Raw genomic sequence first — 15,157 nt, 5'->3', positions numbered from 1 at the left:
CCTAACTTTTTTTGAATTTCTATTGTTTTCTTAAGTGGGATCAGTATCTAGAGAGTTTTTTTCCTCTTCGCTCTCAATCCTTACCCATTATAGCATTATAAAAAACAATGTCTGTTGTAGTTTGTTTACAAATACATTTCATTGTGACGTATTCCTGTAACGAACTGTATTATTCAAAGGTTTTTTGACGTTATTTTTTCTATCCCCCACTTTATTAGAAGACAAACCTCATTTTCAAGTCCTCATTCACCTTATCTTTTAATTATGACTCGTTATTTTGGGAACAGAAACCAACAATTTATTGTGGTTTAAAAACAGAAGAACTGTCAAATCATTACATTTGACAGTTCTTCTTCTAATCTAATTATTTTTTAATCTTTTTGAGTCATTCTACTTCTTAAATAAGCATTAATAAATGGGTCGATATCTCCATCCATAACATTTGTAACATTCCCAGTTTCATAATTGGTCCGATGATCTTTCACCATTGTATAAGGGTGGAAAACATAAGAACGTATTTGAGAGCCCCAGCCGATTTCTTTTTGTTCTCCGCGGATTTCAGCCATTTCTCGTTCTTTTTCTTCCACTTCGATTTGATGCAGCTTTGCTTTCAGCATATTCATGGCTTGATCTCTATTTTTCAACTGTGAGCGTTGAGCTTGACTAGCCACTACGACCCCGCTTGGAATATGAGTGATCCGAACAGCTGAATCAGTTTTATTGATGTGCTGTCCGCCGGCTCCGCTAGCCCGATAAGTGTCCACTTTTAAATCTTCAGGATTGATATCAATGTCGACATTGCCTGCCAGTTCAGGAATCACATCTATGGAAACAAATGATGTATGTCTACGACCAGCTGAATCAAACGGAGATATCCGCACTAAACGGTGAACGCCTTTTTCGGCTTTTAAATAGCCATAAGCGTTATGGCCTTTAATCAGCAACGTTACACTTTTAATACCTGCTTCATCTCCATCTTGATAATCCAATGTTTCCACTTTGAACCCTTTTTTCTCAGCCCAGCGCGTGTACATCCGCAGCAACATGCTGCCCCAGTCTTGTGATTCTGTTCCGCCTGCTCCAGGATGCAGCTCCATGATCGCATTATTTTTATCATAGGGGCCGCTTAGCAGCATATCCAGCTCATATTGATCCAGCACTGCAAGAAATGTCGTTAATTCATCATTTAATTCTTTCTCTAATTCTAAATCCGTTTCTTCCTTAACCATTTCCAGTAATACTTCTAGCTCTTCTTGCTTTTCTTCCAATTGTTTGAAGCTCGTGTACTTTTCTTTCACTATATTGGCTTCATTGATCAAATCTTGTGCTTTTTGAGCATCGTCCCAAAATGTCGGTTCCGTCATTTGATCATCGTAAGCTGCAATCGTTTGTTCCATCGCCTCTAAGTCAAAGAGACCTCCTGAAACCGGCAATCTTTCCTGCTGCAGTTTCTAGTTTATTTCTAACGTCGCTTATTTCCATTGTATCCGCTCCTCTAATTGATTAGTGAGAAAAACACGATTTGATTCACAAATCGTGTTTTCCTCTTTTTAATCTGGCTATTTAAACTTTACCATGACAGTTTTTATACTTTTTCCCGCTGCCGCACGGACAAGGGTCATTGCGGCCTATTTTTGAACCGTCAATTTTAATTGGTTTTTTCTTTGCTTCTTTCACAACTTCACCGTCACCGGCAGAACGCGCTGTTGTTCCTTTAGCCACTTGTTCACGTTGCAAGTTTTGACGAATTTGCGACTTCATCAACAAACGAGTTACATCATAATCAATCGCTGCAATCATTTCTTCGAAAAGTCTGAATCCTTCTGTCTGGTATTCAACTAGTGGATTAGCTTGTCCATAAGCTACCAAACCAATTCCTTGACGCAATTGATCCATTGTATCAATGTGATCTGTCCATTTGCTGTCGACTACTCGCAAAATAACCACTTTTTCAAATTCTAACACTTGCTCTGTACCGTTCAATTGCTGTTCTTTCTCCGCATAAATCTTTTTAGCTGCTTCCAATAAATTCGTTTGGATTTCTTCAGGCGTTTTATTTTCTAAATCAGCTAATGTTAAGTCATCCGGGTGCACTACAGCAGAATGAGCAAAATCTAAAATATTTTGTAGATTCCATTCTTCTTTCGGTCCTTGCGTATGCAATTGTACCATTCGTTCGATTGAGCGTTGAATCATCGGTACCGTTACATGTTTCAATGAATCTTGTGCCATAATGACTTCTAATCTTTGATTGTACATAATTTCCCGTTGTTCACGCATCACGTCATCGTATTGCAAAACATTTTTACGTGTGTCGTAGTTGTTTCCTTCAACTCGTTTTTGTGCAGATTCCACTTGACGCGAAATCATTTTGCTTTGAATAACAGCATCTTCATCTTGAACTTTTAAACGTTCTAATACCGCTTGAATGCGTTCAGAACCAAAACGTCTCATTAAATCGTCTTCCAGTGAAAGGTAAAATTGTGTCACACCTGGATCGCCTTGTCGACCAGCACGTCCACGCAATTGGTTATCGATCCGTCGGGATTCGTGACGTTCGGTACCAATAACACAAAGGCCGCCTACTTCTCGAACACCGGCTCCTAATTTGATATCTGTTCCACGTCCTGCCATATTAGTAGCAATAGTGATTGAACCTTTTTGCCCTGCATTAGTAATGATTTCCGCTTCTTTAAAGTGATTCTTAGCATTTAACACTTCATGTGGAATACGGGCTTGCTTCAACAAGCCAGACAATAATTCAGACGTTTCAACTGCCACTGTACCAACCAAAATCGGTTGTCCGGTAGCATGACGTTCTTTGATTTCCTCCACAACAGCTTCGAATTTGCTGATCAATGACGGATACAGCAAATCAGGACGGTCATCCCGAATTAAAGGTTTATTCGTCGGGATAGCTACCACACTGATGTTGTAGATTTCACGGAACTCTTCTTCTTCCGTCTTAGCTGTTCCGGTCATTCCGGCTAGTTTTTTATACATTCTAAAGAAGTTCTGGAAAGTGATATTCGCCATCGTTTTTGATTCATTTTGAATCGTGACGCCTTCTTTCGCTTCGATCGCTTGGTGAAGTCCGTCAGAGTAACGGCGGCCTTCCATGATTCGACCAGTAAATTGGTCAACGATCATGATTTTATCGTCTTGAACAACATAATCAATGTCGAACATCATAATGTAGTTGGCGCGTAAAGCTTGGTCTAGGTGATGCGTCAACCCTTGGTTTTCCACATCATATAAATTTTCGACCCGGAAAGCTTTCTCGGCTTTTTCCATTCCTACTTCTGTCAAGACAACGGTTTTCGATTGCACATCGATCGTGTAGTCTTCTTCTTCTTTTAGGCCTTTAACGAAAAAATCCGCACGGGTATAAAGAGTCGTTGATTTTTCTGCTTGCCCTGAAATGATCAAAGGTGTTCTCGCTTCATCAATTAAAATGGAGTCTACTTCATCGACGATCGCATAGTTTAATGGGCGTTGAACCATTTGTTCTCTGTAAACGACCATATTGTCTCTTAAATAATCGAATCCCATTTCATTGTTCGTGCTGTACATAACATCTGATAAATAAGCTTCGCGCTTTTCTTCAGCTGATTTTGAATTCAAATTTAAACCAACCGTTAATCCTAACCATTGATACAATTCTCCCATTTCAACAGCATCACGGCTGGCCAGATATTCATTGACTGTTACAACATGAACGCCTTCGCCGGTTAAGGCATTCAAATAAACAGGCATTGTAGCCGTTAATGTTTTACCCTCACCTGTCTTCATCTCAGGAATGTTTCCTCTGTGAAGAGTCACGCCACCCATTAATTGTACGCGGTAAGGATACAAGCCTAATACCCGCTTAGCAGCCTCACGAACCACAGCAAAAGCCTCAGGCAACAAGGCATCTAGTGTTTCTCCTGCTTGATAACGTTGTTTTAATTCTGGCGTTTTCGCTTGCAGCTCTTCATCAGACAAGGCAGCCATACGATCAGCAAAAGCTTCGATTTGGTCTGCGACTTTTCCTAAACTTTTGATTTCTTTTTTATCGTTCTCAATTAAATTACGTAAAAAATTTGCCATTCAATTTTCTCCTCTATATGTTGCTTATTCTATTGGGATTTATTTTTTTGCTTCATTATCAATTGTGATCGTAATCTAGTATTGTCATTTTTTGCCAAAGTTTTTAATTTTTTTAATTTTTTTATTGACAATCGTCAACATTCTTTTTAATTCTATCATTACTTATCTCCAATTGAAACCCTTTTGTAGGGAAATCTAGCAGTCAACAGCATACTCAAAGCCAATAAAGCAACCAATGAAGCAACCAATGAAGCAAAAAAAAGAAGCTTGGAAAAAGCCCGATAGGCTTTTTCCAAACTTTCTTTTCTAACCGTATTGATTCCAATCTTTAATCTGTTTCGATTAAACCGTATTTTCCGTCTTTACGACTATAGACTATGCTTGTTCCATTTGTTTCAGCATCTTCAAAGATAAAGAAGTTGTGACCTAACATATTCATTTGCAAAACAGCTTCTTCGCTATCCATCGGTTTCAATGACAAGCGTTTTGTTCTGACAATGTCTACATCATGCTCAAGGTCTTCATCGTATCCTTCTTCCACAGGAACTTGCATGGCAAAACCTTTTTCTCGTGATTTACGATTGATTTTGGTTTTGTATTTGCGCATTTGTCTTTCTAGTTTATCAACTACAAGATCTACACTTCCATATAAATCAGGTGAGGTTTCTTCCGCACGTAAAACTAAATAAGGAAGTGGGATGGTTACCTCCACTTTCGCAGTTTTGTCAGAATATGTTTTTAGGTTTACATGTGCTGTCGATTCTGGCACATCAGTAAAATAACGTTCAATTTTACTGACTTTTTTTTCAACATAACTACGAATTGCTGCAGTCACCTCAATATTTTCGCCACGGATATTATATTTAAACATAAACACTCTCCCCTTTCATCTGATTGTGTATCAGAATCAGCAACATCAGTTGGACCACTCAACTGATGGTTTGCTTAAACCAATTATATAGGATAGCGCTTTAATTGACAAACAAAATCAACAAGCGAGTGTTTTTATCTGGCAATCGTAAAGGTTTCGATCGTTTTCAGCTCCGTTGTCCGCAGCAGTTCAGCTGCATGAAACAACGTTCGGCCAGTCGTATACACATCGTCTACTAAAATAACGTCTCTATCTTCTAACTGTTCTCGGTATCGTTCATCTAGTTGAAACGGCTGCGGCGACAGCATACGGCCTTTACGGTCTTTGCTCGATTGTTTCTTTCCGGTTCCGATATGATGCAGCACAGGCAAGTACGCGATTTCCGCAGCTTGCAAAATGGCTTCTACTTGGTTAAAGCCGCGTAATTCTAAACTCGTTTGGCTAATCGGAATCGGTATGCAGATTTTATTTTTGTGAACCGGCTGATTGAAGTACTCTCGCACTTCTTGTTTGAACAATTGCGCTAAACGGTGATCCCCTTTGTATTTAAAGGCTTCGATCCATTCTTTTAAAAAAGCATTGTACTGGTAAAGTGCAATTTGTTTAAAAACATAATCAGGATAATCAGCCTGCCACCTCAAGCAATCCGAGCATAACCCAGCTTCAAGCCATTCTCGGCAACACCCAGGACAAACGGAACGTCCAGCTAATTTCACTAGTTTTTGACGACATTCTTGGCAACAGACCGTCGATTCGATTTTTTTAAATAAAATCAAATCTCCTAACCGCAATTTTTCCGTCTCTTTTTTACCACACCATAAACAGTTTATCACGATTTCACCAACCCTCTTTCACGAGCCAGGCGGTTCATCCGTTTGATTTGCTTGACCGCTCCTTTGATGGCTCTCGTTTGGCCATGATGGTAAAACAATACTAATCCCCTTGGAAATTCGCGGTGTCTGCCTGCTCGGCCAGCAATTTGTACTAGAGCCGATTCAGTAAAAGACGGATCTTCTGCTCCCAAAACCAGCACATCGATATCTCGAAAAGTCACTCCCCGCTCTAAGATCGTCGTAGTCAAAAGGAAATCATATGCTTCTTGCCGCATCTGCAGGACTTTTTCTTTGCGTTCCGGATCTTCGGCATATACTGTAGCAAATTGTCTGGCAGGATATTCTTTTTCTAAGAGCAGAGCTAATTGCTGCATTAAAACAATATTAGGCAGAAAAACTAAAAAACGTCTTTTCCGGATCAGCAGCTCTTCTACTTGTTTAAAAAAGGCTCCTTTTCGTTTTTCTTGTCTAATGGCTTTTTTCCAGTCCCCGCTCCACTTTAACTGTGGTTCAGGCAAAGGAAACCCATGGTAACGAGCCGGCAAGATAGAAGCTGCTACTGTTTTCCGTTGGATAGCTTGCTGCATTTTCTTGCTAGGAGTAGCTGATAAATAGATGAGCGTTCCATCCGTTTTCTTAGCTTTTTGAGCCGCAAATTGCAGCGATTGGTCAACAGGAAACGGGAACGCATCGATCTCATCGATGATCAATACATCAAAAGCTTGACTGAATCGCAGCAGCTGATGAGTTGTGGCAATAACCAGCTGAGTGTACTGGTAAGGATCTTCTGCTCCGCCATACAAAACGACTTGCTCTACTTCTTGAAAAGCCTTTTTTAATCTAGGAGCCAATTCCAAACAAACATCCACACGTGGCGAAGCAATACAGACTCGTTTTTTATTTCTTAACGCCACTTCGATTCCTTTGAAAATCATCTCGGTCTTTCCCGCACCTGCTACCGCCCAGATCAAACGAGTTTCTCCAGACTCAATCGATTGAATAATGTCTTGGGAAGCTTCTTGCTGCTGCTGAGATAAGTCTCCTTTCCATGTCAATATGGGCTCCTGTAAAGGCAGGAACTGATTGCTTTCTGGTAAAGAATACAATAGACTGCACCGCTTGACTTTACCCATCTGCAAACAACGTCTACAGTAATAGCATACCGGTCCACAAGCACATGGCGCTGATTGCCGGTCAGACGACTCGCTCGCTCCGCAGCGATTGCATTTTATTTGTCCGTTTTTTTCACAAAATCCTTCCATCTGAATGATTCCTGCTATCTCTTCTAAAGGTTCCCTTAACTCGCTAAACAACAGCTCTCTGCCGATCAATGTCAACACTGACAACACCTCTTTATTAAAAAGTACGCAAAAAAAAGCAGATTGGTTTAATCCAATCCACTTTTTTTAGAAGTCTTCACAGAGACCTTGAGCGATCTTCTACCCAAGTCATTCCCAATGAACCTTCGCCTAAATGCGTGCCAATTACCGGGCCAAAGTAACTTAATTCAAATCGAACCGTAGGATAAGTTGCTTCTAGATGTTCTTTCCAAACTAATGCTTCAGCTTCAGCATTTCCATGAATAACGGTTGAAACGATGGGGTACCCTTCGGCAATATCTTCTGCCAATAAATGTTCAATTCGTTTTAAAGCTTTCTTAGTTGTTCTGATTTTTTCAAATACGACTATTTTTTTGTTTTCAAAATGCAGCAACGGTTTTATTTTTAGTAATGAACCGATGATTGCCGAACCGTTTGAAAGACGACCGCCTCGTACTAAATGATTTAAGTCATCCACTAAAAAATAAGCTTTTAATGTTTGACGCATTTCTGAAAATGTTTGAAAAATCTCTTCGACACTTGCACCTGCTTGTGCCATACGTGCAGCTTCCAACGCGTAATACCCTTGTGCCGCACAACTGAGTTCTGAATCATAAGGGTAAACAGCAATATTTTCCATCATACCAGCAACACTGACAACGTTTTGGTAAGTACCGCTAATTCCACTGGATAAATGCACACTGATAATCGCATCATAATCTTTCGCAAGTTCATTAAATAATGACAAAATTTGTCCAGTAGTCGGTTGAGAACTGGTTGGTAAAGCTTCGATTCCTCTCACTTTTTCAAAAAAATCTGTACTTCGAATGTCTACTTCTTCTAAATAAACTTCGTTAGTCATTATGACAGAAAGAGGCAATTTATAAATCGAATATTGTTCATACTGCTCTTTTGTTAAATAAGCCGTACTATCGGTAACTACTGCTATCTTCACATTTCCACCTCATGATTTTCTTTTGATGCCTGATACAAAGGAAGATTATACCATATAACAATGTCTAGAAATACAGAGGATGCAATTCTTAAAAGAATGTTCATAATAACTAGTTTTCATAACCAGATTCTTATGCCCTTTTTCTTCTCTATTAAGGCTTGGCGACTGATTAGTTGTGAACGAGTCCCTTGTTCATTTAAGCTTCCCAAGGTAAACTAAAAGAAAAACACTGATTCAGTAAAAAAAGAAAATAAAAAAACCAAACTAAAAAGGAGCGGTTCGTTTGCTGAAAAATTACTATACCATCGCAAAAGATGGGTCATTCGAAATTGAAATCAAAAAATCTCGTTTTATTTGTCATTTAAAACGTGTGGCCACCGAAGCTGAAGCTCAAGACTACATACAAAGCTTAAAAAAAGAGCATTGGAAAGCCAACCACAATTGTGTGGCGTATTTAATTGGCGACCAAAATGAAATCCAGCGGGCTTATGATGATGGTGAACCTAGCGGAACTGCTGGTGTACCGATGTTAGAAGTCTTAAAAAAGCAAGAACTGAAATACGTTGTCGCTGTTGTTACTCGGTATTTTGGAGGCACTAAATTAGGTGCTGGCGGTTTGATTCGTGCTTATGGAAAAGCAGTCAGCACCGCTTTAAAAGAAATTGGTGTCGTAGAACGAAAATTGCAAACCGAAATCAGCGCAACCGTTCACTATTCTGCTTCTGGCAAATTAGAAAACGACTTAATAGAATCGACGTACGCTATCAAGGAAATTCTCTATACCGATGAAGTCACGTTTGTTTGTTTTGTCGATGAACCAGACATTGCTGCTTTTCAAGCTGAATTAACCGATTGGCTAAATGGTCAAGTCGCTTTTAAAAAAGGTCCGCAAAGTTACCGTGAACTCACTTTTTCAGGAAATCATTAAGTTTTTTCTATTTTATCGGACACACCTTCCACATCAGATGCGGTTGTGATAAAATGATTAAGACTATTTTGTATTGAACACTCTATATAGAGGAGAATGATTTTGAAAAAACAAAACTATACTACACGTTTAGGCAATCATCGGCCAAAACAAAAAAAGAAAAAAACGGTTCTTGTGTTGTGCTTATTGCTGCCGGTAATGGTTCTTATCCTGGCCGGGGCTGTTTACTTCACAAAGCTTTATGTCACTGCACAACAAGCTGTGGACACGTCTTACCATACTCTTGAACGCAAAAACGCCATCGCAGTAGACCCTTTGACAGAAACTACGTCTATTTTATTGATGGGAATCGATGATACTGAAAGCCGTAATTTAGGCAGTGCACGAACCGATTCACTGATCTATTTGACTATTGATCCCAACAAACATGAAGTCAATATGGTCAGTATCCCTCGCGATTCTTATACAGACATTATGTACAGCGGTGTGGCGTTGAATAAAGATAAAATCAATGCTGCTTATAGCCAAGGAGAAGAACAAGCGACTGTTGAGTCTGTTGAAAATCTATTAGATGTTCCGATCCATTATTACGTGACCTTTAACTTTGATGCCTTTCTTGAAATCATCGACGCTCTAGGAGGGATCGAAGTAGATGTTCCGATCACTTTCTCTGAACAAAACGCCGCTGGTACATTAGATCAAATCCATCTAGAAAAAGGCTTGCAAACGTTAAACGGAGAGCAAGCATTAGCGTTAGCACGAACTAGAAAAATTGATGATGATGTCAAACGCGGCGAAAGACAGCAGTTGCTGATTCAAGCTATTGTTGACAAAGCATTGTCGGTGGGTTCAATCACCAAATACTCTGATGCTATTAATGCTGTCGGCAACAATATGCGTACTGACTTGCGCTTTAATGATATGCTTGGCATTGCTCAAACCGGTTTAGACAGCGGCTATACGTTCAATTCTTATGTCTTTGACTGGACAGATTTCACTTTAAACGGTGCCAGCATGGTTGAACTTTATTCAGATAGTGTAGACTTTATCAGCCATCGGTTGCGTGTGTCTTTGGGACTGGATGTCGCTGACGAACGCGATACAGAAGATTATACGTTTCAAACCAATGGTATCGCAACGTACTATGGCGATAACTATTGATCAATCGATAAAAAAACCACCAAGTTCTCACATACATGAGACTCGGTGGTTTTATTTTTTTATTCTTTTTTGTTTAAATTCTTTGCAAATTTTCGCAACCGCGCTAATAGCGGCTGACTATCTTTCCCAACTAAACCGATTGTCTCAACAAATAGTTCCAGCCCAAATAATAAACCAAGTGTTAAAAAAACAGATCCCCATAATGTTGAGATGGGATACAATAAAGCGATTACTGAAAAAATAGCAGCTAAGCAATAAATCGCTAAAACGGTTTGCCGATGTGTTAAGCCCAGTGCCATTAATTGATGATGCAAATGCATTTTATCTGCACTTGAAATGGGTTTTTTATTCAGATAGCGCCTTAACATGGCGTAAATCGTATCGGTGATCGGAATGCCCAGGATCACAACAGGGATGATCAAGGTAATCAAGGTAGCATTTTTCAGCCCTTGCAGAGACATCACTGCAATCATAAAACCTAAAAACAAGGCGCCTGTGTCACCAAGAAAGATTCGAGCCGGGAAAAAATTGTAAGGTAGAAAACCTGCTAAGGCTCCCACTAAAACAAATATCATGATCGATACGACTGCGTCTTCAACGGTCAAAAAGAAATAGCCGATCACCCCCATGGTCGTCAGTGCAATCATTGATACTCCAGTAGCTAAACCATCTAATCCGTCAATTAAATTAACGGCATTCGTAATTGCTAGAATCCAAATGACTGTAATCGGCAAGCTTAACCACCCTAATGAAATAGAACCGATAACCGGCAAACTGACCCTATCCATTTGTATATCAGCAACAAAGTAAATCACTAATGCGGCTAACGTTATGCCAACCATTTTCATTTTTGGCGAGAGTTCTTTTATATCATCAATGATGCCTGTAATAATGACAATTGTTGCCCCTAAAAAAATCGGCAAGATTTGTCGGATCGGAATGGGCAGCAAGAAAAACAATGCGAAAAAGAAAGAGAGATAAACACCCAACCCACCTAACGTTGGAATCTCCTTAAGATTGATTCGCCTTGTGTCCGGTTTATCTGTTGCTCCGATCTTGAACGCAAATTTACGAATCAAAGGTGTCAGTGCGAGTGATAATATGGCCGTCACTACACAGGTCACGATAACTAAAAACATATCATACATACAAAAATAACCTACCTTTAATTCCTATTTAACCTCATTATACAAACTCAACAAGAATAATACAATTGCAATCTGATAAGTAATCCACTACACTAATAAGAAATCATACAGATATAGGAGAAAAATGATGCGCTTAAATCGAATAAAAGAAAAACGAAAAAAGAAACGAATGCATACGCTTTTAATTACTCTCGCTATCATCATCTTGGCTGGATCCGTTTATGCTACTTACCTAGTACTTTCTGCCAATCATTTTCTGGATTCCATTCAAGGATCTGATCTACCTGAAACATCAATGAATGCGGATGAAAAAATTGTCTTAACCAACAAAGATCCCTTTTCCGTTTTATTGCTGGGAGTTGATAAGCGACCAGGAGATGTCGGACGAGCGGACTCCATTATCATCGCGACTATCAATCCTGAAACGGAAGATGTCCGCTTGCTTTCTATTCCGAGAGATACACGTGTGACCTTGCCGGATGGCCGAATAGACAAAATCAATGCTAGTTATGCTTATGGCGGCATTCCAATGACTGTAGAAACAATAGAAAACTTCTTGAATATCCCTATTCATTATTATGCTCAAATCAATATGCAAGGCCTAGTCGTTTTGGTCGATGCTCTTGGCGGTATCACGGTCGACTCGCCTTTAGAATTTGATGTGCAGGATATTGAAGACAAAGAAGGCGAAATCCATATCGACAAAGGCATCCAGCATTTAAACGGCGATCAAGCTTTAGGATATGCTCGTATGCGTTATGATGATCCTGCTGGCGACTGGGGACGTCAAGAACGCCAACGAGAAGTCGTGACTGAAATTATCAACGAAACCATCTCCATTAAAAGCTTAACCAACTTCAGCAAAATCTTTAACGCTGTTGGTCCAAATGTTGAAACAAGCTTCAAAGGTCGCGATTTGTGGGCCATTGCAACGAATTATACTAGTGCTTCACAGCACATCGAAACCCTTCAATTAGAGGGCGAAGAAGCTTACGAATACTTTCCTTCTTATGGACAAGATGTTTTTGTCTGGCTGCCAGATGAAGTGAAATTGGTTGCGTTGAAAGAAGAACTTCGGCAACACTTAGGTTTGGAACAACAAGATACAATAGATGATTCTAGTTCTAGTATGCCTTTCGGTTCTGGAGAACTTCCTTAAGCAGCTTTTTCATTCGCTGCTGTACTTAAATTGAAAAGAAAGGCTGACTGCAACGGGTTTGTTGCAGTCAGCCTTTCTTTTTATATTCTATTTTTCAGCTATTTTTTTCAAGAAAGAACTCAAATCGTTCGCCAACATATTGAGTACGAACGTATTCAAAAGGCAAACCGGTCTTGGAATAACTGATTTGTTTCAACCGCAAAATAGCTTGTCCGCGTTTGATAGCCAAATAATCAGCAATTTTTTCAGAAGCCAGCATAGCTGAAATCGTTTGTTCCGCATGCCCCACATGTAACCCTTTTTCTTCTTCTAATGCTCGATAAAGTGAACGAGTGATTTCTTGCTTGCTCAGGTTTTCAACGAGACTAAATGGAATCGTAGCTACTTCAAAACAGATCGGAATATCATCGGCATACCGAATTCGTTCCATCCGTAAAACCATTGTTTCTTCAGCCAATTTTAAATTTTCAGCTTCACTCACACTAGCTGGTTTGACATGATACGAAATCGTTTTGCTTGTCGGTGTTCGTCCTTGTGACAGCATGATGTCTGTAAAACTAGCAATTCCCACCATAATTTCCTGAACTTTTTTACTGGACACATATGTTCCAGAACCGACTTTTCTCTCTAAGATGCCTTCATCTACTAAGGTTTGGACGGCTTGTCTTAAAGTCATCCGACTGACTTTAAACTGAACAGCCAAGTCTCTTTCAGAAGGGATACGGTCGCCAACTTTCCAAATGCCATTTTCAATATCCTTACGCATTTGATTATGAATTTGAATATAAATCGGTGTTTCCTTACCCATGTTTATCCCCCTACTGTTGGATCAATTTTGCAGCTGCTTCGTCTACGATCAAAACAACATTTCCATGTTGTTGCAAGACGCTTGCTGGAACCTCTTCTGTAACAGGTCCTTCAAGTGTTTTTTTGATGGCTTCCGCCTTTTCTTCGCCAAAGGCCATCAGAATGATTTTCTTAGCTGAAAGAATGCTTTGGATACCCATTGAATAAGCATAACGCGGAACTTCTTCAACCGTATCAAAATTACGTTTATTTGATTCAATGGTTGATTCTGTTAAAGCAACTTTACGAGTAGTCGTATCAAATGATGTGCCGGGTTCATTAAAACCGATATGTGCATTTGTCCCGATTCCTAAAATTTGAATATCAATTGGATGATCGACGATCACTTGATCGTAGCGAGCACATTCGCTTTTTTCTTCTCCCAATCCATTTGGAATGTACGTTTCTTTAAACGGTTTGTGTGAAAATAATTGTTCTTCCATAAAATAGTGGTAGCTTTGCGGATTGTCAGCTGCCAATCCAAAATATTCATCTAAGTTAAGAGCTACCATATCTGAAAAGTCTAAATCACTCTCAACCATCGCTTTGTACATTGGAACGGGTGTGCTGCCTGTTGCTAAGCCCAAAACTTTTGCGCCTTCTGCCATCCCTGATTTAATCAATTCAAATGCTTTTTTTCCGCCTTCAATGTTGTCTTTTACAATAATCGTTTCCATTATTTCCCCATCCTTTTTGTAGTAGTTTTTATAAAATCATTTTCCCTAAGCTAATGGTTTGTTCCAGTGCTAATCCATGATCGAAAACGACCATATCTGCATCTTTTCCAACTTCGAGTGTGCCTTTTTGAGACAATCCGAATTCTCTTGCTTGGTTGACTGAACTCATCTTAACGGCATTTTCGATACCGCAACTTGTGAAAGCCAGCATATTTCTAAAAGCATCTTGAAATTCCAATACGCTTCCCGCTAATGTACCGTCTGCCAATCTAGCTTGCTTGTCTTTAACAAATACTTTTTGTCCGCCCAATTCGCTTTCACCGTCTGACAAGCCTTTAGCGCGCATAGAGTCGGTGATCAATTCGATATGATCTGGTCCAATGGCTTGATAAGCAATTTTAACCATATCAGGAGTAATATGGTAACCGTCAACGATCATTTCCGAGTAAATATCTTTTTCTAAGAATGCATGCCCCGTAACACCAGGTTCACGATGATGCAACCCTCTTTGAGCATTGTATAAGTGAGTGATATGAGAAGCCTTTGAATCCATTAATTGAGCACGCGTCGCATTGCTGTGACCGACTGAAAGGACGATATTATGGTCCACACAATATTGCTCAAATTCAGCAGCATCACTTGTTTCAGGAGCATAGGTCACTAAGCGGATCAATCCGCCGCTTAGCTCATTCCATTTGTCCATCATAGCAGCATCAGGAATGGCAATATATTCTTCGGGTTGTGCTCCCTTAAATACCGCAGATACAAAAGGTCCTTCAAGATGAATGCCTTGAATCACCGGGTTGGTCTTTGCCGCTTCTTTAATGGCTACCATGGCTTTTTCAATATTCTCATAAGACTGCGTCATGGTCGTTGGAAAGTAAGATGTTATTCCTTCTTTCTGCATTTCATGGATCATTTGGTTGATTTCATCTGGATCAGCATCCATACTGTCCCAATTATAACCACCATGGCTGTGTACATCAATAAAACCTGGAACTAATATTTTTCCAGCTGCATCAATAACGGCATCGCTTTCAGTTTTCTTGAAATCAGCCATTTTACCGATGTCTGTAATGGTTTCTTGGTAACGGATAAACCCATCTTCGATTTTCTCTTTGCCTGTATAAATGGTAGCATTTATCCATACAGTTGTTGTCATTTTTTCTCC

The 15,157-nt window shown here is 39.7% G+C and carries 13 protein-coding genes; 3 read left to right on the top strand and 10 right to left on the bottom strand.

Features of this window, described 5'->3' with window-relative positions; genetic code table 11:
• Positions 1-371 precede the first annotated feature (371 nt).
• The 6 genes from prfB to JHE06_RS01940 all read right to left on the bottom strand — a co-directional run bounded on the left by prfB (position 372) and on the right by JHE06_RS01940 (position 8,067).
• Positions 372-1,482, bottom strand: a protein-coding gene (prfB, locus tag JHE06_RS01965) for a peptide chain release factor 2 (protein WP_376821391.1) whose coding sequence is annotated in 2 segments (ribosomal slippage) — positions 372-1,409 and positions 1,411-1,482 — 1,110 coding nt in all. Because the reading frame shifts where the segments join, the coding sequence is not laid out codon by codon here.
• A gap of 81 nt (positions 1,483-1,563) precedes the next feature.
• Complete coding sequence (secA, locus tag JHE06_RS01960; RefSeq protein ID WP_058919895.1) at positions 1,564-4,089, bottom strand: preprotein translocase subunit SecA; 2,526 nt, start codon at positions 4,087-4,089, stop codon at positions 1,564-1,566.
• 328 nt (positions 4,090-4,417) lie between these two features.
• Positions 4,418-4,960 (bottom strand): ribosome hibernation-promoting factor, HPF/YfiA family, encoded by a 543-nt coding sequence (hpf, locus tag JHE06_RS01955; protein ID WP_058919894.1) that lies wholly within the window; start codon positions 4,958-4,960, stop codon positions 4,418-4,420.
• Between the two features lie 134 nt (positions 4,961-5,094).
• The gene (locus JHE06_RS01950; protein ID WP_236253534.1) at positions 5,095-5,751 is read right to left on the bottom strand and encodes a ComF family protein; all 657 of its coding nucleotides are present in this window, start codon (positions 5,749-5,751) and stop codon (positions 5,095-5,097) included.
• Between the two features lie 38 nt (positions 5,752-5,789).
• Entirely contained in the window at positions 5,790-7,133 is a 1,344-nt protein-coding gene (locus JHE06_RS01945) for a DEAD/DEAH box helicase (protein WP_236253533.1), read from the bottom strand.
• A 76-nt stretch (positions 7,134-7,209) separates the two neighbouring features.
• Positions 7,210-8,067 carry a DegV family protein gene (locus JHE06_RS01940; protein ID WP_201089234.1) on the bottom strand — a complete coding sequence of 286 codons (858 nt, stop codon included), beginning with the start codon at positions 8,065-8,067 and terminating at the stop codon, positions 7,210-7,212.
• A gap of 283 nt (positions 8,068-8,350) precedes the next feature.
• Here JHE06_RS01940 and JHE06_RS01935 point away from each other — a divergent pair, with 283 nt between their 5' ends.
• Both JHE06_RS01935 and JHE06_RS01930 read left to right on the top strand, forming a co-directional pair.
• Positions 8,351-8,995 (top strand): YigZ family protein, encoded by a 645-nt coding sequence (locus tag JHE06_RS01935; RefSeq protein ID WP_058919891.1) that lies wholly within the window; start codon positions 8,351-8,353, stop codon positions 8,993-8,995.
• 102 nt (positions 8,996-9,097) lie between these two features.
• Positions 9,098-10,156 carry an LCP family protein gene (locus JHE06_RS01930; RefSeq protein WP_201089232.1) on the top strand — a complete coding sequence of 353 codons (1,059 nt, stop codon included), beginning with the start codon at positions 9,098-9,100 and terminating at the stop codon, positions 10,154-10,156.
• A 59-nt stretch (positions 10,157-10,215) separates the two neighbouring features.
• Here JHE06_RS01930 and JHE06_RS01925 read toward each other — a convergent pair whose 3' ends face one another.
• On the bottom strand, positions 10,216-11,295 hold the full coding sequence (locus tag JHE06_RS01925; RefSeq protein ID WP_328706712.1) for a glycosyltransferase family 4 protein: 1,080 nt from the start codon (positions 11,293-11,295) through the stop codon (positions 10,216-10,218).
• A 133-nt stretch (positions 11,296-11,428) separates the two neighbouring features.
• Here JHE06_RS01925 and JHE06_RS01920 point away from each other — a divergent pair, with 133 nt between their 5' ends.
• The gene (locus JHE06_RS01920) at positions 11,429-12,463 is read left to right on the top strand and encodes an LCP family protein (protein ID WP_082664236.1); all 1,035 of its coding nucleotides are present in this window, start codon (positions 11,429-11,431) and stop codon (positions 12,461-12,463) included.
• A 94-nt stretch (positions 12,464-12,557) separates the two neighbouring features.
• Here the strand turns inward: JHE06_RS01920 and JHE06_RS01915 are convergent, their stop codons facing one another.
• Genes JHE06_RS01915 through nagA form a run of 3 tightly spaced genes read right to left on the bottom strand, consistent with a single transcriptional unit; the run spans position 12,558 to position 15,148 of the window.
• Positions 12,558-13,271, bottom strand: a complete 714-nt coding sequence (locus tag JHE06_RS01915) for a GntR family transcriptional regulator (protein WP_058919887.1) — start codon at positions 13,269-13,271, stop codon at positions 12,558-12,560.
• A gap of 10 nt (positions 13,272-13,281) precedes the next feature.
• Entirely contained in the window at positions 13,282-13,986 is a 705-nt protein-coding gene (locus JHE06_RS01910) for a glucosamine-6-phosphate deaminase (RefSeq protein WP_201089228.1), read from the bottom strand.
• 28 nt (positions 13,987-14,014) lie between these two features.
• Positions 14,015-15,148 (bottom strand): N-acetylglucosamine-6-phosphate deacetylase, encoded by a 1,134-nt coding sequence (gene nagA, locus JHE06_RS01905; RefSeq protein WP_058919885.1) that lies wholly within the window; start codon positions 15,146-15,148, stop codon positions 14,015-14,017.
• Positions 15,149-15,157: the final 9 nt, after the last annotated feature.

This window comes from Carnobacterium sp. CS13, assembly GCF_016653495.1.
Classification (GTDB): Bacteria; Bacillota; Bacilli; order Lactobacillales; family Carnobacteriaceae; genus Carnobacterium_A; species Carnobacterium_A antarcticum.
This window is presented reverse-complemented; position numbering and strand designations above follow the sequence as displayed.